The organism is Campylobacter concisus, from assembly GCF_902460845.1.
Classification (GTDB): Bacteria; Campylobacterota; Campylobacteria; order Campylobacterales; family Campylobacteraceae; genus Campylobacter_A; species Campylobacter_A concisus_X.
The window spans coordinates 122,026-139,903 of the sequence record NZ_CABPVS010000002.1 but is presented as its reverse complement, the minus strand read 5'-3'; the positions used below and the strand labels follow the sequence as shown (position 1 = coordinate 139,903).

General features: G+C 35.7%; 20 protein-coding genes. 5 read left to right on the top strand and 15 right to left on the bottom strand.

Annotated features, from left to right (window positions below):
• Positions 1–40: 40 nt before the first annotated feature.
• The 11 genes from F3H00_RS02310 to hemB form a co-directional block, all read right to left on the bottom strand.
• Complete coding sequence (locus F3H00_RS02310) at positions 41–679, bottom strand: response regulator transcription factor (protein ID WP_149703680.1); 639 nt, start codon at positions 677–679, stop codon at positions 41–43.
• A gap of 18 nt (positions 680–697) precedes the next feature.
• The gene (locus F3H00_RS02305) at positions 698–1,189 is read right to left on the bottom strand and encodes a DUF5416 family protein (protein WP_149703679.1); all 492 of its coding nucleotides are present in this window, start codon (positions 1,187–1,189) and stop codon (positions 698–700) included.
• Positions 1,189–2,655 carry an HlyD family type I secretion periplasmic adaptor subunit gene (locus tag F3H00_RS02300; protein ID WP_148798306.1) on the bottom strand — a complete coding sequence of 489 codons (1,467 nt, stop codon included), beginning with the start codon at positions 2,653–2,655 and terminating at the stop codon, positions 1,189–1,191. Before F3H00_RS02300 ends, F3H00_RS02305 begins: the two co-directional genes overlap by 1 nt.
• 2 nt (positions 2,656–2,657) lie before the next feature.
• Entirely contained in the window at positions 2,658–4,796 is a 2,139-nt protein-coding gene (locus F3H00_RS02295; RefSeq protein WP_084040698.1) for a type I secretion system permease/ATPase, read from the bottom strand.
• A gap of 3 nt (positions 4,797–4,799) precedes the next feature.
• A complete protein-coding gene (locus tag F3H00_RS02290; RefSeq protein WP_148798304.1) occupies positions 4,800–6,749 on the bottom strand; it encodes a bifunctional diguanylate cyclase/phosphodiesterase in 1,950 nt (649 codons plus the stop codon).
• Complete coding sequence (locus tag F3H00_RS02285; protein WP_107953835.1) at positions 6,746–7,402, bottom strand: transglutaminase-like cysteine peptidase; 657 nt, start codon at positions 7,400–7,402, stop codon at positions 6,746–6,748. The genes F3H00_RS02290 and F3H00_RS02285 overlap by 4 nt, the downstream gene beginning before the upstream one ends.
• A gap of 20 nt (positions 7,403–7,422) precedes the next feature.
• On the bottom strand, positions 7,423–9,093 hold the full coding sequence (locus tag F3H00_RS02280; protein WP_148798302.1) for a TolC family outer membrane protein: 1,671 nt from the start codon (positions 9,091–9,093) through the stop codon (positions 7,423–7,425).
• Between the two features lie 116 nt (positions 9,094–9,209).
• Positions 9,210–10,571, bottom strand: a complete 1,362-nt coding sequence (gene hemN / locus F3H00_RS02275; protein ID WP_148798300.1) for an oxygen-independent coproporphyrinogen III oxidase — start codon at positions 10,569–10,571, stop codon at positions 9,210–9,212.
• Positions 10,564–11,049, bottom strand: a complete 486-nt coding sequence (locus F3H00_RS02270) for a DUF2603 domain-containing protein (protein ID WP_148798298.1) — start codon at positions 11,047–11,049, stop codon at positions 10,564–10,566. Before F3H00_RS02270 ends, hemN begins: the two co-directional genes overlap by 8 nt.
• Positions 11,046–11,963 (bottom strand): ornithine carbamoyltransferase, encoded by a 918-nt coding sequence (gene argF / locus F3H00_RS02265; RefSeq protein ID WP_148798296.1) that lies wholly within the window; start codon positions 11,961–11,963, stop codon positions 11,046–11,048. The genes F3H00_RS02270 and argF overlap by 4 nt, the downstream gene beginning before the upstream one ends.
• Before the next feature lies 1 nt (position 11,964).
• Entirely contained in the window at positions 11,965–12,936 is a 972-nt protein-coding gene (gene hemB, locus F3H00_RS02260; RefSeq protein WP_148798294.1) for a porphobilinogen synthase, read from the bottom strand.
• Between the two features lie 68 nt (positions 12,937–13,004).
• Between hemB and ribA the strand changes: the two genes are divergently transcribed.
• Genes ribA through htpX form a run of 5 tightly spaced genes read left to right on the top strand, consistent with a single transcriptional unit; the run spans position 13,005 to position 15,565 of the window.
• Positions 13,005–13,568: a GTP cyclohydrolase II gene (ribA, locus tag F3H00_RS02255; RefSeq protein ID WP_148798292.1), complete on the top strand. Its 564-nt coding sequence runs from the start codon at positions 13,005–13,007 to the stop codon at positions 13,566–13,568.
• Complete coding sequence (gene rsmG, locus F3H00_RS02250; protein ID WP_148798290.1) at positions 13,568–14,134, top strand: 16S rRNA (guanine(527)-N(7))-methyltransferase RsmG; 567 nt, start codon at positions 13,568–13,570, stop codon at positions 14,132–14,134. The genes ribA and rsmG overlap by 1 nt, the downstream gene beginning before the upstream one ends.
• On the top strand, positions 14,131–14,325 hold the full coding sequence (locus F3H00_RS02245; RefSeq protein ID WP_009294554.1) for a hypothetical protein: 195 nt from the start codon (positions 14,131–14,133) through the stop codon (positions 14,323–14,325). Before rsmG ends, F3H00_RS02245 begins: the two co-directional genes overlap by 4 nt.
• On the top strand, positions 14,322–14,687 hold the full coding sequence (locus tag F3H00_RS02240) for a hypothetical protein (protein ID WP_148798288.1): 366 nt from the start codon (positions 14,322–14,324) through the stop codon (positions 14,685–14,687). The genes F3H00_RS02245 and F3H00_RS02240 overlap by 4 nt, the downstream gene beginning before the upstream one ends.
• 8 nt (positions 14,688–14,695) lie before the next feature.
• Complete coding sequence (gene htpX, locus F3H00_RS02235) at positions 14,696–15,565, top strand: zinc metalloprotease HtpX (protein ID WP_148798286.1); 870 nt, start codon at positions 14,696–14,698, stop codon at positions 15,563–15,565.
• A gap of 234 nt (positions 15,566–15,799) precedes the next feature.
• On the opposite strand, the gene F3H00_RS02230 is transcribed toward htpX, so the two are convergent.
• From F3H00_RS02230 to cmeU, 4 genes are read right to left on the bottom strand one after another with little or no spacing between them, the layout of a single operon-like run.
• A complete protein-coding gene (locus F3H00_RS02230) occupies positions 15,800–16,201 on the bottom strand; it encodes a flagellar protein FlaH (RefSeq protein ID WP_148798284.1) in 402 nt (133 codons plus the stop codon).
• Positions 16,192–16,623, bottom strand: coding sequence for a peptide deformylase (locus F3H00_RS02225; protein WP_103582578.1), 432 nt, complete (start codon positions 16,621–16,623; stop codon positions 16,192–16,194). The genes F3H00_RS02230 and F3H00_RS02225 overlap by 10 nt, the downstream gene beginning before the upstream one ends.
• Before the next feature lie 9 nt (positions 16,624–16,632).
• Positions 16,633–17,646, bottom strand: coding sequence for an alanine racemase (locus F3H00_RS02220; RefSeq protein ID WP_148798281.1), 1,014 nt, complete (start codon positions 17,644–17,646; stop codon positions 16,633–16,635).
• Positions 17,639–17,878, bottom strand: a complete 240-nt coding sequence (gene cmeU, locus F3H00_RS02215; protein ID WP_087576821.1) for a CmeU family protein — start codon at positions 17,876–17,878, stop codon at positions 17,639–17,641. Before cmeU ends, F3H00_RS02220 begins: the two co-directional genes overlap by 8 nt.

Here is a 17,878-nt window from a genome sequence, read left to right as displayed (position 1 = left end):
TTGAAGAAGAATCTTAATTTTTAAAAAATAAGTCAAGATTTTATGCGTCGAGCTGCTTCATCAAAAGCACAAGCCCTATTCTATCCTTTACATTTAACTTACTATAAATCGAGCTTGTATGTGCTTTGACTGTTCTTAGTGTAATGCCTGTTTTTTCTGAAATTTCATTATTTGTTAGACCCTGATAGATTAAATCTGCAATTTCTCTTTCCCTTGAACTAAGCTCAGAGAGGTCGGTCTTTTTGTCTACCTTTTCACTTTCGCTATTAATATATGAGCCGGTTAGCTCACTAATCATTGCCTGAACAAATTCTTGGTAAAGCCATATATTTCCATTGAAAATAGTTTCAAAAGCATCTTCAAAGTGAGTCTTTCTCATGTGAGAATTTGCATAGCCCTTGATTCCAAGCGTAAGCAGATGCTTGCCTTCGTTTATCGTTGGCCTATTTGAGAGTATGAGTATTTTTATATTTGGGGATTTTTCAATTATATTTTTTATAACATCATCAATATTATCTTTAAAAACATCAATATCAATGCCTATAATATCAACATCATCATTTATATGAGAAAAAAACTCTTTTCTATTATGTATAAATTTCACATCGCTATTGCCAGTAAAATAGCTTCTCCAAATATTGTTTAATGCACTATTTTGTGTAAATAAAATAACTTGCATTACCTTTCCTTGGATTATTTATATGATTCTTTCATAAATTTTTTTACTATTTATAAAAAATTCTACGTGACGACTTTCGCCATTTTTGTGTATCTTGTAATCTATTGATGAGAAAAATTTAGTAACCACTGAGGATTTTTCTTCTAAAAAAATAGTCATTTCAAAAAAATCTTGTGATATAGCATATTTATAAGGAGTATTTAAATTTAAAATTCCAGGATCAAAGTCAAATTTATCCAAACTCTGGTCAAAGCCTTTTATTAAAATTTTAATGCTTCTTACTATATCATCTTGAATTTTTATACTTTCAAATAGTTTTTTATGTCTACTAGCAACATCTACTAATCGTAAAAAATCTATTTCACAATCACTAAATTTAAATCGTTCAATTTCATCATTAACTATATCGCAGCAATGATCATCTTTTACGAGATAGAAATTTTGTAAATTTTGAAATTTTTCAATATCGTATTCACCAAATTTCTTATCATAAAAAGCGATCTTGCCCATTACCTCTCCGTTAAGGCATTTTGTTTTGCCTTTAAAATAGGCTTTAATAAATAATCAAGTATTGTCTTTTTGCCGGTAATGATATCAGCTGAGACTATCATACCAACTTTTATCCTAAGTGGCTTTTCTTCGCTACCAAGATAATTTTTCTCAGTTTCTATCCTGACCAAATAATAGCTCTCGCCAGTTTTTTCATTAGTCTCTGTATCGGCACTAATCTGCGTTACTTTGCCTTTTAAACCACCGTAAATACTAAAATCATAGGCCGTAAATTTAACCATCGTATCAAGCCCAGGCCTCAAAAACGCAACATCGGCTGGTTTTACTTTTACTTCGGCAACCAGTTTATCCTCAAGAGGAACGATCTCGGCAATATTTTCACCAGGCTTGATAACTCCTGATACGGTATGAACCATCATTTTGCTGACGATACCATTTACTGGAGATCTTACATATGTTCTTTCCACTCTATCACTTAGACTGATTTGTGATTCATTTATCCTTGCGATCTCTGCTGAAACTTCATTTAGCTCTTTTTTTGCATTATTTTTAAATGCAAGTTTTGCTTCTTCGATCTTATTTTTAGCTTCTTTTATAGTTGATTCAACTCTTGGCACAGCAAGAACGGCTGCGTCAAGCTCGCCTTTTAGGTCATTTACGCGTCTTTGAAGCTGGATATACTCGACCTCGCTAACAAGACCTTTTTTAAAGATAGGCTCCATGATAGCTTTTTCTTTTAAAACAAGGTTGTAGCTATTTTGAGTTTGAGAAATTTTATTTCTAAGCTCATTTAGCTCACTTTGGCGTTGATGGATCTGCTCTGTTAGAATTCCTATTTGCTCATTTAAGTGATCGATGTTTGAGTTGTGCAAGCTTATCTCGTATCTTACGGCCTTGCTATTGTTGGCATCTCTTGTTTCGTTATAGTCAAATTCTTTATCATTGGCTTCAGCGTCAAGCCTCATAAATTTTGCTTGAAGTTCATCAAGTCTTAGTTTTGACTCACCATAACTACTCGTAAAATTTTTATTATCTAGCCTTATTAGAATTTGATCTTTCTTAACCTCATCACCCTCTTTTACAAAAATTTGATCGACTATACCGCCTTCGAGATTTTGTATCGCTTGGTTTTTTCCAGATGGGATGATTTTACCACTGCCTCTTGTAATCTCATCTATTTGTGCCCAAGAGGCCCAAACAAGAAGCCAAAACATAGTTATAGCAACCGTATAGAGTATCTTTTTAGATGTAGATGGGGCTTTAGCCAAAACAGCCTCAGAAAGACTTGACATAAATTTCAAATCATAAGCATCATAATTTTTTGTTTGAAGATTCGACTTTATATCATCTACGCTATTTAAAATTTTATTACTAGCTTCTTCTTGTTCTTTTATGTTATTTTCAGAAATTAATCTTTTTTCAGTTTTTGGATTTTCATTTTGTTTATTCTTGATATCTTCTTGCATGATCACTTCCCACTAAGTCTTGCTAAAACTTCATCTCTTGGTCCGTCCAATAAAATTTTGCCATTATCCATAACTATAAGTCTATCAACAAGATCTAGCATCGACGTCCTATGTGTAACAAGCAGCATCGTTTTATTTGCTGTATTTGTCTTTAAATTTATTTTTAACTTATTTTCAACTGTATTATCAAGAGAATTTGTTGGCTCATCAAGCAAAATAATAGGACTATCTAGCAAAAATGCCCTAGCCACAGCTATGCTTTGACGCTGTCCGCCACTTATGCCGTCACCTCTTTCAAAGACTGGCATGTCAAATCCAAGTGGATGGGCATTTACATATTCATCAACTCCGCTTACTTTAGCTGCTTTTATAATCTGAATATCATCAACATATGGCGCTTTTTGAACAATATTTTCTCTAACCGTTCCTTTAAAAAGTACAACATCTTGCGGAACGTAGCCAATGTTTCTCCTAAGATCGGCTGGATCAATTTGATTAATATCAATACCATCGATTAGCACTGAGCCCTCAGTTGGTGAGTAAAGTCCCAAAATGAGCTTTTGTAAAGTAGTTTTTCCAGAGCCATTTTTGCCTATAATGCCAACTTTTTCACCTGGCTGAATAACAAAATTTATCCTATCAAGCGAACCCTTTGTGGTATCTGGATATGTAAAGCTTACATTCTTAAACTCAATCTTTCCATCAAAAGAATTTCTTCTAACAAATTTTTTGCCTTCTGGCCTTTCAACAGGCATTTGCATAATCTTACTAAGACTTTGATATGCTGTTTTTGTCTGCTCAAAATTTGCAGCAAGTGAGGCTACCTGTCCCATAGGAGCGATAGCACGAGAGCTAAGCATAACCGCAGCGATAAGACCACCCATTGTAAGATGTGTATCTTGTATCATATAGACGCCAAGAACGATGATGGCAATAGTATTTAATTGCACTAAAAAAGATGTAACAGTGGTTATCGAAGTTGTGATAATTTTTGATTTAATGCTTCTATTTGCTATCTCACCAGTTGCCTCTTCCCAGTTCCATTGTATATGGCCACTAGCACCAAGAGTTTTGATAGTCTCAAGACTACTAAGGCTCTCTATTAAAATTCCATTTTTTATAGCCGAAGCCTCAAATGTACTCTTAATAGCATTTTGAAGTGGATCTTTTATAAAAAACGTATAACATAAAATAGCTATCATAATAACAATCGGCACAAGTACGATATAGCTTCCTATAAAATAAGTAACTATCAAGAAAATGATCGCAAATGGAAGATCGACAATGGCTGCCAATGAGGCTGATGAGAAGAAATTTCTAACCGTATCAAACTCTTTTAGATTACTAGCGAATGAACCAACAGATTTTGGTTTATTGCTAAATTTCATATCCATAACGCGCTCAAATAAAATAGAGCTCATTATGATGTCACTCTTTTTGCCAGCAATCTCAAGAAAATATGATCTTACAAATTTTAAAAAAAGATCTATGCCATAAACTACACTTACACCAAGTGCCAAGACCCAAAGTGTCTCAACCGCATTATTTGGCACGACACGGTCATATACGTTCATCGTAAAAAGTGGACTAGCAAGAACAAATAAATTTATAATAAAACTTGCAAGAACAACATCAAAATAAATCTTTTTTGAACGTTTTAGAGTTCCCCAAAACCAGTGGTCATTGCCAGCATCAATTAGCTTTGTTGAGCTAGTATCCTCTGGAACAAACTCGCGCTTTAGATAGTATGCATAGCCTAAATATTCTTCTTTTAATTTACTTATTTCTATCGTGCTAGTACCAGTTGAAAGTTCTGGTGTTATGATATTTGCTGTCTTTTTATCTTTACTAAAAGATTGCAAGATGCAAGCTTTTTTGCCTCTAAGCATTAAAATGCAAGGTAAAACTAAAGGAGAGATTTGTTCAAGATCTTTTCTTACAAGAGTAGAAGCAAAGCCAGCACGAGAAGCAGCACGAGAAAATAAAGACCTTGAGCTTTTAAGTGAAAAAAGCTCAATCTCATCGCCATCTTTTACTGGCAAGCCAATAGTTAAAGCATCGGCACTGTATGGATTATTATGGAGCTTGGTAAAAATAACCAAACATTGAAGCAACTCATCTTTTATCTTATCACTATGCATCTATCATCCAATGTTCTTAATTTCATCTATATAAATTCCTTGCATATTTTTAATGCCAAGATCGATTAACTTTTTCTTCTGCTCTTCGCCTTCAACACCGATTGCGATCAAAATAATGTCTTTTGAGCTTAAAACAACATCAAGTGATTGTTTTGTATTTACTCCTGACTTATCACTTAAGAAGTCAATCAAGACATTTGACTGAATTTTTACATAATCAGGGTTAAATTCTTTTAGTTTCTCGATACCTTTTGCGTTAAGCTCGAAGTGGTCAAAACCAAATCCAAAGCCAAGTTCTTTTAATTTTTTAGTAAGCTTAACTATACTTTCTATGCTAATATCGTCTTTATTTGGAATTTCTATATAGTTTTTATATTTTGAAATTTGACTTATCTTTTTAAGTGTAGCTTCGAGTTTTGAAAAATTTTCATCTGAATTTAATATCTCTTTTCCCAAATTTATGGCTAAATTACCGCTTGGTAAGATATTCTCCGGTAAAATTCTGGCTACCCTATTTAAGATATGAAGATCAAGCATTGCACCTAAATTTAGCTCATTAACCATCGGCATGAAATATGAGGCCATACGCCATACGCCATCTTTATCAACAAGCCTCAAATAAAGCTCATACTGCTCAAAATTTGAATTAAGATCAATCACTTTTTGAGCTGCAAATTTAAATTCATCCTCTTTTATTGAGTCAAAAATAAGCTCTTTATACTTCTCTTTACCAATCACTAAAGTATTTTGATTTTCATTAAATACCTTATATGTAAAGCTTCCAGCAAGTCTTGAGCTAGCCAATGTAACGTCAGCTGAAGTAAGAAGTGTCTTAATATCAGAATTTGGTGAATACTCTACTATCGCAGCATTTACTGGATACTCACTATCATTTAGTGCAAAATTTGCATAAAGCTTTTTAAATTCGTTCATAATTTCATCACATAGAGCCAAGAAATTTGATGAATTTCTACCATACGAAAGTACGATGAAATCATTATCGTTGAGCCTTGCAACAACCGCATTTTTATCATTATGAATTGATTTTTCTTGTAAAATTTGAGCTATTTTCATTACAACGCTTTGCCATTTTTCAAAGCCAAGCGTACTTTTTAAATTTATTAGATCTTTAAAACTAACAAGTAAAGCAACACCACTTGAATATTCTTCACTTGCTAGATACTCACTAAATTTAGTTTGAAAAAATCTTCTGTTATTAGCACCGCTCATTGTATCTTTATATAAAAGTTCTTGATACTTACTAAGTGTGGCTGCCTCTCTCTCAAAAATGTCTTTTACCTTGCTAACCATAGAGTTCATAGCTAGAACCATTTTTTTAAGATCAGCTGTAAATGGAATTCTTTTCTGAATAATAAATTTATTATCAAGTATGGCCTCAGCCTGATCTTGAACCTTCATAAGCGGTCTAAAAATAGCTTTTAGAGCGAAATATGCCACCACAAGAGTGACAATTATCATTAGAAGAAGAAAATTAAAAATATTTTTTGAGTTAGTATAAAGCTCATTGTAGGCAAGTGCAGTGCTACCTTGAACATAAAGAGTACCAAATTTTGCCCAGCCAGTCATAATCTCACTATCTGCTATTGGTGCTTCGAACTTGGCTATTTTGTAAAACCACTCAGGAATATCTTTAACAACAGTTTGTTGAGAATTTTCAATAAGAACCTTACCATCAACATCTTCAAGCTTGATAAGCTTGTATCTGCCGCTGTCAAACATAGAATTTATCATTGTTTGAGCCAAGGACATATCGTCTGGATCGATAATAGGCTTTAAAGCAAGTCCAAGCGAATTTGCTGTATGCCTTGCATTTTCACCAAGCTGGTCATTAATATATCCATTTAGGCTCTTAAAATTTAAGTAGCCAACAGCCATAAAAATCATGATACCAAAAGTTATCACGGCGATCATAATTTGTTTAAATAGCGTCATAAATCCTCTTTTCCTATCCTATCTATTAGTTCCACCCACTTAGGATTTTGTTTTTTATTTCCACCTGGTATTGCTTGACCAAGACCTTCTTGTTTTGCCAAGTATAGCGAATCACCATTAAAACTATAAACTGGAACAAGGTCTGTTCTTTGAGTTGCGATTTTTATTTTACCATTTATGTTATCTAAAATTAATGGAATAGATTTTGGTGTATCATAGTATGCTAAAACCATATGAGCTTGATTGTATCTTAAGGCTTTAACATATGTGAAGTATAATTTTTGAGTTGGAATTCCTAGCTGCTTTAGTGTAAAATATTTTGCAATAACGTAGTCTTCGCAGTCACCAGCACCTTTTCCTATAAATTCCATTCTAGTAGCCCAATAATCCTTTTTGTGCCAAAGCTGCATATCATCAACCCATCTAAAAGAGTTAAAAAAGTCATTCACTTTTATTAATTTCTCTTGTTCAGTTGCATCTTGCAATGAAGTCATTAAAGAATTTAGAGCAGAGGCCCTTCTTCTTGCATCTTCTCCATAAATTTTAGCTACCTTTGCTATAGTTGTTGATTTTATAAAATCTCCAATAGCACTCGCTAATAATAAAAAAAGGACGCTTACAATAAGCGTCCAAAAATTTGTCTTGACCCTCATGGTCATTACTTTTTACATTTTTATCTTAAATCGTTTTGAATGCTGCAAGCACCTTGAATGTATCTCTTTGCAAAACCTGGTTCAAAGCTATCTGAGATCATTCCCATATTATCTAACAGTCTGTATCTTGCATAAGATAGTGCTGTCTCAGTTGTAGCGATCTCTTTTAATGCAGAGTTGTATTCATTTTCGGCATCAAGCAAGTTTATAAGATCACGACGACCGATTCTAAATTCATCCTGATAAGCATCAAGTGTAGCTTTAGCATATTCAACGTGTTGATTTAGATATCCCATTTTTTCTTGATTAAGAACATAATTTTGCCATGAAAATTCCAAAGATTCTTTAAGCTCTCTTACAAGATTATCTAAAGTTTGTTGCTCTTGTTGAACGGCAAGTTGGCTTTTTTCTTTATCTAGTTTATCATTACCTTTATTGTAAAGGTTATAGTTTAGTCTTAAAAGTGCGTCAAATGTTTGTTCTTCATAATTGTCATATAAAACATTTGAATGATCATACGCACCAGATACAACAAGATCTAATTTTGGTAAGAAAGGCGCATTTTTCTCTTTTACAACTGACTCTGCCATAGCAATATTTGATTTTTGAACCAAAAGTGACGGATTGCAAAGAATTGCTTTGTTATAAACAGCTTCTTTTGTGCTAGGCAAAGGAAGGCTAAACTCAGGCATTACTAAATTTTTAGCTGCAACTTTTTTTCCATATAATTTCTCAAATGTAGAAAGTGCATCTTCATAGTTATTTTTAGCGGCTGTATAGTTTGATTGAGCTAGAGTATAGCGCGATCCAGCTTGTCTCTCTTCGGAAGCTACGCCATAACCTGATCTTGCTCTATCTTTAATTTGACTATAAATTTCCTCATGACTCTTTACGTTTTCTTCTTCAATGTCTAAAATTCTCTTAGTTTGAAGAACTTGCAAGTAAGCATTCGCAGCATTTAATGTAAGTCTATCTGCAGCTTGTGCTACTGAATAAGCAGCTGAATCAAGCCTTGCGCTTTGGGAATTTATTCTATTTTTATCAGCACCACCATTGTATAAATTTTCAACTAAGGTTAGAGATGTGCCAGAAATTCTTCCATCTCCTCTTCTTGTAGAAACTCCATCATCAAGGCGTTTTTTCTCATATCCCACTCTAGCAGCAGCGTCAAGTGTTGGATAATAGGCATTTTTTGCTATTTTTAGATCTTTGCCAACTTGTAGATAGTTAAATTCTGTAGCTTTTAAACTTGGATTTTCATTTAAAATAGTCTTTATAACTTGATCTAAAGTCAAAACTCCATCATCAACTTGTGCTACTGGTTTTACTTCAGTTGATATAGCTTGTTCTATATTAGATTTTTTTGTTGTTTGAGTATCAGCTACAGGTGCTTTTGGTCTCATTAAAGCATCCTTATAGCCTGATTCGTTTTGAACTTTAACTAATAGACTATTAGCTTCATCCTCAGAGACTGGGGTTGTGTCAACATATAAAAATTTTCGTCCACCAACCTCATAGATGCCTGTGGTCAGCCTACTGTCAGAAATTTTACTATTAACTTTATTAATAGCACTGTCGATTCTAGCCTGATTATCATCTTGTGCAAATGAAGCTAGAAAAATCCTATAAGGAACATCTTGAGCTGACAGCACAGTTACTGCCAAAGCACTAATTGCTAACATCTTTTTCATAACTAAGATCCTTTTACCTTTATTTATTATTAAGTCTATACTTAAAATTTTAATGCGAATTATACATCAAGAAATATTAAACGTATTTTAAATATCTTATGACAAAAAAATAATTTTTATATAGTTTTAGAAAAACGCCTTAAATTCTCGGGAATTTTCTTTAGATATTCATCAAAACACATTGCAATATTTCGTATTATTAGCGTACCTGTTTCATTTATGTTAATTTTTGTGGGTGTAACATCAACAAACTCACTTAAATTTTTTAGCTCCACAAGCTCTTCCTTGAAGTGTTCAAAGAAATTTATATTAAATTCATCCTCAACTGCCTTGATATTAAGTCCAAAATTACTCATTAAGTTCATAATCACGCTCTTTCTAAGCAGATCTTCATCACTTAGATAAATTCCCTTTGCATATGGCAGCTTTCCACTATCAATTGCCTTTTCATACTCATCCATATCTTTATGATTTTGTGCGTAGTGTCTTTTGCATTCGCCTATGCTGGTCACTCCAATACCAATCAAGTCAGCACCACCTTTTGTTGTGTAGCCCTGAAAATTTCTATGTAAAGTGCCATTTGCTAAAGCGCCAAAGAGCTCGTCATTTGGTTTTGCAAAGTGATCCATGCCTATCATTTTATAGCCATTTTTAGTTAAAAACTCAGCTGTAAATTTCAAAATCTCAAGCTTTACTTCAGGATCTGGCAATGTCATCTCATCAAATTTACGCATTGATTTTTTTATCCATGGCACATGAGCATAGTTAAAGACTGCAAGTCTGTCAGGATCAAGCGTGAGAGCTAGCTCGAGTGTCTTTTTAAAACTATCTAGACTTTGATACGGCAGACCGTAGATTAGGTCCATATTTATCGACTTTATGCCCTTTTCTCTAGCCATTTTTACAGCATTTTGAGTGATCTCATAGGGCTGAATTCTGTGAATTTCTTTTTGCACCTTTTCGTCAAAATCTTGCACGCCGTAGCTTATGCGGTTAAATCCATGAGAAACAAGTACATCAAGCTGCTCTCTTGTTAAAAATCTTGGATCTATCTCGCAACTTATCTCAGCCTCTTTTGAGAAATTTTTAAATTTAGATTTGATTAATTTAATTATCTCATCAAGCTGTACTGCGTTATAAAATGTAGGTGTACCGCCACCAAAATGCATCTGCAAGACCTCAGTGCTGGTGTCCAGGTGACGAGCTAAAATTTCAAGCTCTTTTTCTATATATCTTATATATCTTTCTTTGCGGTCCTCTTTGCTAGTGTAAATGACGTTACAGCCGCAAAAATAACAAGCACTTCTGCAAAATGGCAAGTGCAAATATAGTGAAAGCGGTCGCTTTAGATCACGGTCTTCAAGCTCTTTTATATATGCCTCATAGCTAAATTTATCACTAAACTCTGGCGCTGTCGGATAGCTAGTATATCTTGGCCCTGGCCTTGAATACTTCACATAAGCACTAAAATCAATCATCTGCCCTACTCCTTGCCATTTGAATCACCTCTTTTATGTCTACAAATAAATTTGGATGCTCTTTTTTGATATTTTTTACCAGCTTATCAAGGTCGATGTTAAACTGCCTGCTCTTTTTATCGTGAGCGATCTTTTTTATCTCATCCATAGCAACTACCCAAACATCACTAAAATCAACCGGTATATTTTGCCAGATCGTCTTTTCAAGCCTTAGATCAAAATTTTCTTTTTGAGACTCTTTGTAAGCCTCAATCAAAGCCGAAAGCGATTTTACAGAGATTACTGTGTGTAAATTTTGATTTTCATCAATACCAAACCATGGTTCTTTTGAATCCCAAGAGCCACTTTTTAAATTTAAAATATGCTCATTTGGATTTTTGGTTGAAACTATCTCAAAGATCGTCTTTTCAGGATTACTCAGCCCAAGACTATTGCCGATCTCATCTATCTCATCATATATACTTTTCTCTTTGCTCATATTCTTCTCTCATTTAGCCAGACCATAACGCCTTTTTGGGCATGAAGTCTGTTTTCAGCCTCGCTAAAAATTTCATCCGCGTGCTTCTCAAAAACTGTCTCGCTCACCTCATAGCCTCTATAAGCTGGTAGGCAGTGCAAAAATATCGCATCTTTTTTAGCTAGGCTCATCAAATTTTCATCCACGCAGTATCCAGCAAAGTCTTTTAGTCTCTTCTCTTTCTCGGCCTCTTGCCCCATCGATACCCAAGTATCCGTAGTCACTACATCGGCACCATTTACCGCTTCTTTTATATCATTTGTGATAAAAATTTTCGCACCTGAAATTTTTGCGTTTTCATTAGCCATTTTTAAAATTTCAGCGTCCGCCTCATAGCCTTTTGGCGTAGCCACTCTTAGTTCAAGTCCAAGTTTGCTTGCTAGCATGAGCCACGAGTGGGTCATGTTGTTGCCATCTCCTACGTATGCGACCTTCTCGCCTGCGCTAAATTCAAGCATAGTTAGATAGTCTGCCATGAGCTGCACTGGGTGAAATTTATCGCTTAAGCCGTTTATCACTGGCACACTTGAAAATTTAGCAAATTCTTCTAACGTCTCGTGCCTATCGACCCTTAGCATAGCCATGTCGCACATCCTGCTTATCACTCTAGCGGTATCTCGTATAGGCTCGCCGCGGCCTATTTGTATATCATTTTTGCTTAAAAATAGCGCATATCCGCCAAGCTCGTGCATGCCAACATCAAAGCTAACTCTAGTTCTAGTTGAACTTTTTTCAAATATCATCGCAAGCTTTTGGTCTTTAAGATATGGCTTAAATTCTCTAGCTTTCGCCTCTTTTTTGATCTTGCGGGCTAAATTTATCATCTGCTCGATTTCATCTTTGCTAAAGTCATTTAGCGTCAAAAAATGCCTCATCTTAGCCCCTTAAAATTTTGGCTGCTTCTTTTGCGTGATAAGTGATGATCAAATTTGCCCCTGCTCTTTTAAAGCCGATAAGCGTCTCCATCATAACACGCTCGTAGTCGATGATGCCAGCTTTTGCGCCAGCTTTTAGCAGTGCATACTCACCGCTTACGTTATAGACGCAGATTGGTAGAAGGGTTAAATTTCTAAGCTCTCTAACAACATCAAGATAGGCTAGCGCTGGCTTTACCATCAATATATCAGCGCCTTGCGCCTCGTCCTGCAAGCTCTCATTTATGGCTTCAAGGCGGTTTGCGCTGTCCATTTGGTAACTCTTTCTATCGCCAAAGCTTGGTGCACTTTGCGCCACGTCACGAAATGGTCCGTAGTAGGCTGAGGCAAATTTAGTCGAGTATGCCATCACTGGTAAATTTTCATAGCCATTGCTATCAAGCGCCTCTCTTAGCGTTGCGATGATACCATCCATCATACCGCTTGGTGCGATCATATCAGCGCCATTTTGAGCGTGTATCAAGGCTTGTTTGGCTGAAATTTCAAGTGTGGCGTCGTTGTCAATGGTGTTGTGCACGTGGTCGATAATGCCGCAGTGGCCATGATCTGTGTACTCGCAAAAGCAAAGATCTGTGATGACAAATAAATTTGGAAATTTATCTTTTATGGCTCGAAGTGTCGTGGCGATGATACCGTCGTTGCTTAGTGCGTCGCTGCCAACGCTATCTTTTAGGCTTGGTATGCCAAATAAAATGATCGATTTTATGCCTAAATTTACTATCTCTTCGCACTCTTTTAAAATCTCATCGATACTCATTTGATAGACGCCTGGCATTGAAGAAATTTCGTTTTTAATGCCCTTGCCTTCGACTACAAAGAGTGGATAAATAAAATCATTTACGCTAAGGCTCGTCTCTCTTATCATATCTCTTAGGGCTGGATTTATTCTCAATCTTCTAAAACGTTTAAACATATTTTTGCCTTTTCTTTGTTAAAATGCTTGATTTTTAGCTAGTTTAGCATAGTTGGAGTAAATTTAAAATGAAAATAGAAATTTCAAATGTAGCAAATCTACCCTCAAGATTTGGCACTTATAAGGTTCAAGCCTTCAAAGAAGGGGCAAAAGAGCACCTCGTGATCTACAAAGAGCCTCTAAGCGAAGTGGTAAATCTTAGAATTCACTCCGAATGCCTAACTGGCGATGCGATCGGAAGCCTAAAGTGCGACTGCCGCGACCAGCTCGAAGCGAGCCTAAAATATATCGAAGAAAATGGCGGCATGGTCATCTACCTACGTCAAGAGGGTAGAAATATCGGGCTTTTAAACAAGATAAACGCTTACAGCCTCCAAGACAAGGGCTTTGACACGATAGAAGCCAATCACCAGCTAGGTTTTAAGGCTGATGAGAGGACATACGAAGTGGTTGACTTTATCTTAAATCACTACGGCATAAAAGAGGTAAATTTACTCACAAATAACCCATTAAAACTTCACGGACTAAACTCAGTAAAGATTGTAAAACGCGTGCCTATCGTCATAAAACCAAACAAATTTAACGAAGGCTACTTGAAAGTAAAAAAAGAGCAAATGGGACACATCTTGTGATGAAAAATGAGCTTTGCTTGCCAGCTGAATTTAACAAAAAAGTAAAGGCTTACGCTCAAATTTTTGCTAAATTTAATAAGGTTCATAGCTTAAGCAATTATAAAGACATAAGCGAGCAGGTGCTTGATAGCATAAAGCCGCTTGAAATTTTTGATCTAAGTGCTAAAACTGCGATCGATGTTGGCAGTGGGGCTGGCTTTCCAGCGATATTTCTAGCACTTGCGATGCCGCACACTAAGTGGCACCTTTTTGAGCCGATAGCCAAAAAGTCATCATTTCTAAGCTACGCTAAGATCGAGCTTAGCTTGCAAAATTTAGAAGTTCATAGCCAAAAGATCGAGCTTGCAGATAAATTTACGGCTGATCTCATCACTTCAAGGGCGCTTAGCAAGACAAAAGAGCTTATAAAAATTTGCAAGGGATTTTATGATGAGAGCACTAAATTTCTCATCTACAAGGGCTCTAGCGTCATGGAGGAAATTTCAGGCATAGACGCACAAATTTATAATGAAAAAAACAGAAACTACATATTTTTTAATCTCAAAAACCGAGGGGAGATACATTGAAATACTTGCTTTTTGTAGCGATTTTGGTTGCGATTTACATCATATTTTTTAAAAATAGAAAAAAAAGCGACAAGATAAGCACCAGCAACTTCGAAGAGTGCAGCAAATGCGGCGTCTTTAGCGACATCGATCAAATGGTGCTAAGGGACGGAAAATACATCTGCAAAGAGTGCATAAAGGGTGAGAGATGAAAATTTTAGGTGATGAGCTGATCAAATTTGAGCCACTGTTTCTTTGTGAGGGCGAGGCAGATGTGCTAAGTGGTAGGCAAAATCTTTTTAAATTTGATAGAAATTTGATAAAAAAAGCGTTAAGTCTTGGTGCTAGCTTTAGCGTCCTTGTCTCAAATTTAAATGAAGCTATCGTCGCAAACGCTGCTGGAGCAAAATTTATTATTGCCGATATTGACATTGCAAAAGATTTAGCAAAGATTGCTGAGAGTTATTTATTTGACGCGCTTATAGCTGTTTTAATAAAAGACGAAATCGAACTGACACAACTTGTAAAATTTAACATCGATGCTGCGATCTTGCCAAATGCTATAAAAGAATAAGGACAAAAATGGAAATTTTTAAAACTGCTTTTTTAATGGTTACTTTAATGCTGATTTTTATCGCTGTTGGCGGATATATTGGCGGTGAGCATGGCATGATGATCGCCTTTTTGATAGCAACTGGCACAAATATCTTTTCATATTTTTTTAGTGATACTCTGGTGCTTAAAAGATATAACGCTATCCCAGTCGATGAGAGTAACGCTCACGGGCTTTATGAGATCGTATCTCGTCTCACACAAAAGGCAAATTTGCCTATGCCAAAAATTTACATCATACCAGAAGAGGTACCAAATGCCTTTGCCACGGGCAGAAACCCAAGCCATGCAGCCGTTGCAGTAACCGAGGGGCTTTTAAAAATTTTAAATGAAAACGAGATCGAGGGTGTGCTAGCTCACGAGCTAAGCCACGTAAGGCATTACGACATCCTAACTGGCTCAATCGCTGCCATACTAGCTGGCGCTATCGCAATGCTTGCAAATTTTGCTAAGATTGGTGGTATTGCTGGGCAAAGCAGCGGTTCAAGAAGAGGTGGCGGTAATGCCATCGTTATGCTAGCACTTGCTATACTCATGCCAATAGCTGCCACAATCATCCAAATGGCGATCTCAAGGGAGCGCGAGTACAAGGCGGACAAAGGCGCAGCCTATCTAACAGGACACCCAGAGTGGCTTGCAAGTGCTCTAAGAAAGCTTGAGAGCTACTCAAATTCTTACATTATGCAAAATGCAAGCGAACAAAGTGCTCATATGTTTATCGTAAATCCATTTGGCTCGCTAACTAACAAGCTTGGCGTACTTTTTAGAACGCATCCAAGCACTAGCGATAGGATCGCTGAGCTTCAAAGGCTTGAGCAAGAAATAAAAAGAAGTATGTAAAAATTTAGCCTTTAGTAAAATTTGGGCTAAATTTCTTTTTCTGTCATCTTTTTTGGCTTTAAATTTATAAATTTACAAAAATTTTAAATTTCATGAGCGAGTAATTTCGGCTCTGATTTTAGTGGCAAACTTTTCGAGGCCTAAAATCAGTAGTCGATTCTTGTAAGTAAATAGAATTTTAAAATTGTAAAGGATCAAATTTTCAACCAAAAAACCGAAATTTAGCCCCAAATTTCACTGCAATATCTTGCAGTCACGATCTTCTATAGTATACTCAAAAATAAGCTCACCATTTTCTGAATAGAAAAGCTCATCCAAGGTGACACCGATGCTTAGCATATTTAAGATCTCTTTATCTTTGCAAGCAGTTCGCAAATTCTCTTTTTTGATAGCTTCGATAAATTCTAAAAGCTCTTTCTCTTCAAGCCTTTTAATCTCTTGCTTTCTTGCGTGTTTGATGGCATATCTATAAATGAGCGTATCACCGATATTTAAGATATCATTAAGCGTAAGTGTTGGCGTGCAGATAAATGGGAGCTTTTTTTTGTAGTAAGTTGCATGATTTTTCGCTGCCATATCTGGCGTAAGAGCCAGGGCAAGCGAGTAAAAAAACAGTAAAAAAATGACTACTCGCAACTACTTTTATCCAAATTTATATCAAAAAAATGCCTACCCTCAAAGCTGTAACTACCACTTAGAGTGATGCCACGATTTAGCACAGCTCTTGCCATACCTGAATTGCAAAGCGCATCTTTTCCATTTTTATAAAACTCATCTTTTAAAGCTAAAATTTGAGCTTTGTTGTAGCCTTTTATTCTCTTTGTCTTGGTCTCGTTTAAAACAAACTCACCGTGTATGTTTAGCCCGCTGCTGCTTACATCTTTTAGCGTAATCATCTCATCGACCCTGCTTGGCAAATTTGGCTTTGCAGTTTGGACGACAAAAGCTGGGATCTGCTTAGTATCAAGCTGATTTAATATCTGCTCATAAATTTTAAACTCACTCTCTTGCACACCAAAAGCAAGGCTAGCAAGAGCTAATAAAACAATCTTTTTCATATATTGCCTTTATATAAATTTCCTAGTGATATTTGGCGAGAGCTTTACTAAAATATCATAACTTATCGTATCAAAAAATTTTGCCCAAATATTTGCATCCTCAAAGACACAGACCCACTCGCCGCTATCTTTACAACTAAAGCTATCCATAGAAATTTTGCCCAGTATTGGCTCGTTATTGGCAAGTCTTAGCTCACCACATCCATTGTATCTTAGCAATCCATCGCCATATCCAAGATCATAAGTGGCTACATTTATATCTTCTTTTGCGCTAAATTTAGCGCCATATCCAACACTTTGACCACTTTTTAAAATACGCCTACTAACTCTTTTTGCCCATAGTGAAAGTACCGGCTTTAAGCCCAAACTATCACCAAACTGAGCGTATCCATACTGAGCGATGCCAACACGCACCATATCATCATCGATTTCGCTTACTCTTTCAAGAGCAGCTGAGTTGTGAGAGTGAAAGATCGGTTTTTTTATACCAAACTCATCGCAAAGAGCTAAAATTTTCTCTTTTGCTACCCTAAAATTTTCCCTTTGCACAAAATAGTCAGCATTTAGCTCATCACTTGCACGAAAATGAGTATAAGCTCCAAGAAGCTCCAAATTCCTTCTTGTTAAAATTTCAAACGCATAATCAAGCTCGCTAATATCAAGCCCATTTCTATGCATACCAGTGTCAATTGCAAGGTTGATTTTTGAGCCATCTTTTATCTTTAAAAGCGCCTCTATATCATTTATCGCATAGATAAATTTGCTGCTTTCATTTCCAGTTGGGATATGTGAGAGAATGAGAATATTTTCAAATATGTCAGAAATTTCATTTGCCTCAAACTCACTTTTTACAGCACAAATTTCTATACCAAATTTTTTAGCTTCATTTGCAATAAGTCTTGCGCCATGACCATAAGCATTGTCTTTTAATACAATTATTACTTTTTCTTTACCACCGGCTTTAGCACAAATTTGAGTGAGGTTATGAATATATGAAGCTTTATTTAGGCGTATTTCAGACATTAAAATTCACATTAAAAGCCGTATAAACATCCGGTAAAAGTTTTCTTACGTTGTAATCAAATGCATAAAATTTAGCGTAAATTTCTTTCAGATCAGCCTCTTTTACTTTGCTAAAATCAAAAACATCAGTACCATTCTTCTTTGGAACCTGACGGTCAAGCTCAGCAAAAAAAGCAGCTCTTGCCTCTAAAATTTTTTCGATTTTTTCTTTTACTTCTTGAGATTTTTCCAC

Excerpts from the sequence above, each read along its gene's own strand:
- F3H00_RS02310 (WP_149703680.1), bottom strand. The coding sequence starts at position 679 with ATGCAAGTTATTTTATTTACACAAAATAGTGCATTAAACAATATTTGG.
- F3H00_RS02270 (WP_148798298.1), bottom strand. The coding sequence starts at position 11,049 with ATGAGCAAAGAGAAAAGTATATATGATGAGATAGATGAGATCGGCAAT.
- F3H00_RS02225 (WP_103582578.1), bottom strand. The coding sequence starts at position 16,623 with ATGAAAAAGATTGTTTTATTAGCTCTTGCTAGCCTTGCTTTTGGTGTG.
- rsmG (WP_148798290.1), top strand. The coding sequence starts at position 13,568 with ATGAAAAATGAGCTTTGCTTGCCAGCTGAATTTAACAAAAAAGTAAAG.
- F3H00_RS02240 (WP_148798288.1), top strand. The coding sequence starts at position 14,322 with ATGAAAATTTTAGGTGATGAGCTGATCAAATTTGAGCCACTGTTTCTT.
- argF (WP_148798296.1), bottom strand. The coding sequence starts at position 11,963 with ATGAGGCATTTTTTGACGCTAAATGACTTTAGCAAAGATGAAATCGAG.
- F3H00_RS02300 (WP_148798306.1), bottom strand. The coding sequence starts at position 2,655 with ATGCAAGAAGATATCAAGAATAAACAAAATGAAAATCCAAAAACTGAA.
- F3H00_RS02295 (WP_084040698.1), bottom strand. The coding sequence starts at position 4,796 with ATGCATAGTGATAAGATAAAAGATGAGTTGCTTCAATGTTTGGTTATT.
- F3H00_RS02305 (WP_149703679.1), bottom strand. The coding sequence starts at position 1,189 with ATGGGCAAGATCGCTTTTTATGATAAGAAATTTGGTGAATACGATATT.
- hemN (WP_148798300.1), bottom strand. The coding sequence starts at position 10,571 with ATGATTGATTTTAGTGCTTATGTGAAGTATTCAAGGCCAGGGCCAAGA.
- htpX (WP_148798286.1), top strand. The coding sequence starts at position 14,696 with ATGGAAATTTTTAAAACTGCTTTTTTAATGGTTACTTTAATGCTGATT.
- ribA (WP_148798292.1), top strand. The coding sequence starts at position 13,005 with ATGAAAATAGAAATTTCAAATGTAGCAAATCTACCCTCAAGATTTGGC.
- hemB (WP_148798294.1), bottom strand. The coding sequence starts at position 12,936 with ATGTTTAAACGTTTTAGAAGATTGAGAATAAATCCAGCCCTAAGAGAT.
- F3H00_RS02220 (WP_148798281.1), bottom strand. The coding sequence starts at position 17,646 with ATGTCTGAAATACGCCTAAATAAAGCTTCATATATTCATAACCTCACT.
- F3H00_RS02290 (WP_148798304.1), bottom strand. The coding sequence starts at position 6,749 with ATGACGCTATTTAAACAAATTATGATCGCCGTGATAACTTTTGGTATC.
- F3H00_RS02280 (WP_148798302.1), bottom strand. The coding sequence starts at position 9,093 with ATGAAAAAGATGTTAGCAATTAGTGCTTTGGCAGTAACTGTGCTGTCA.
- F3H00_RS02285 (WP_107953835.1), bottom strand. The coding sequence starts at position 7,402 with ATGAGGGTCAAGACAAATTTTTGGACGCTTATTGTAAGCGTCCTTTTT.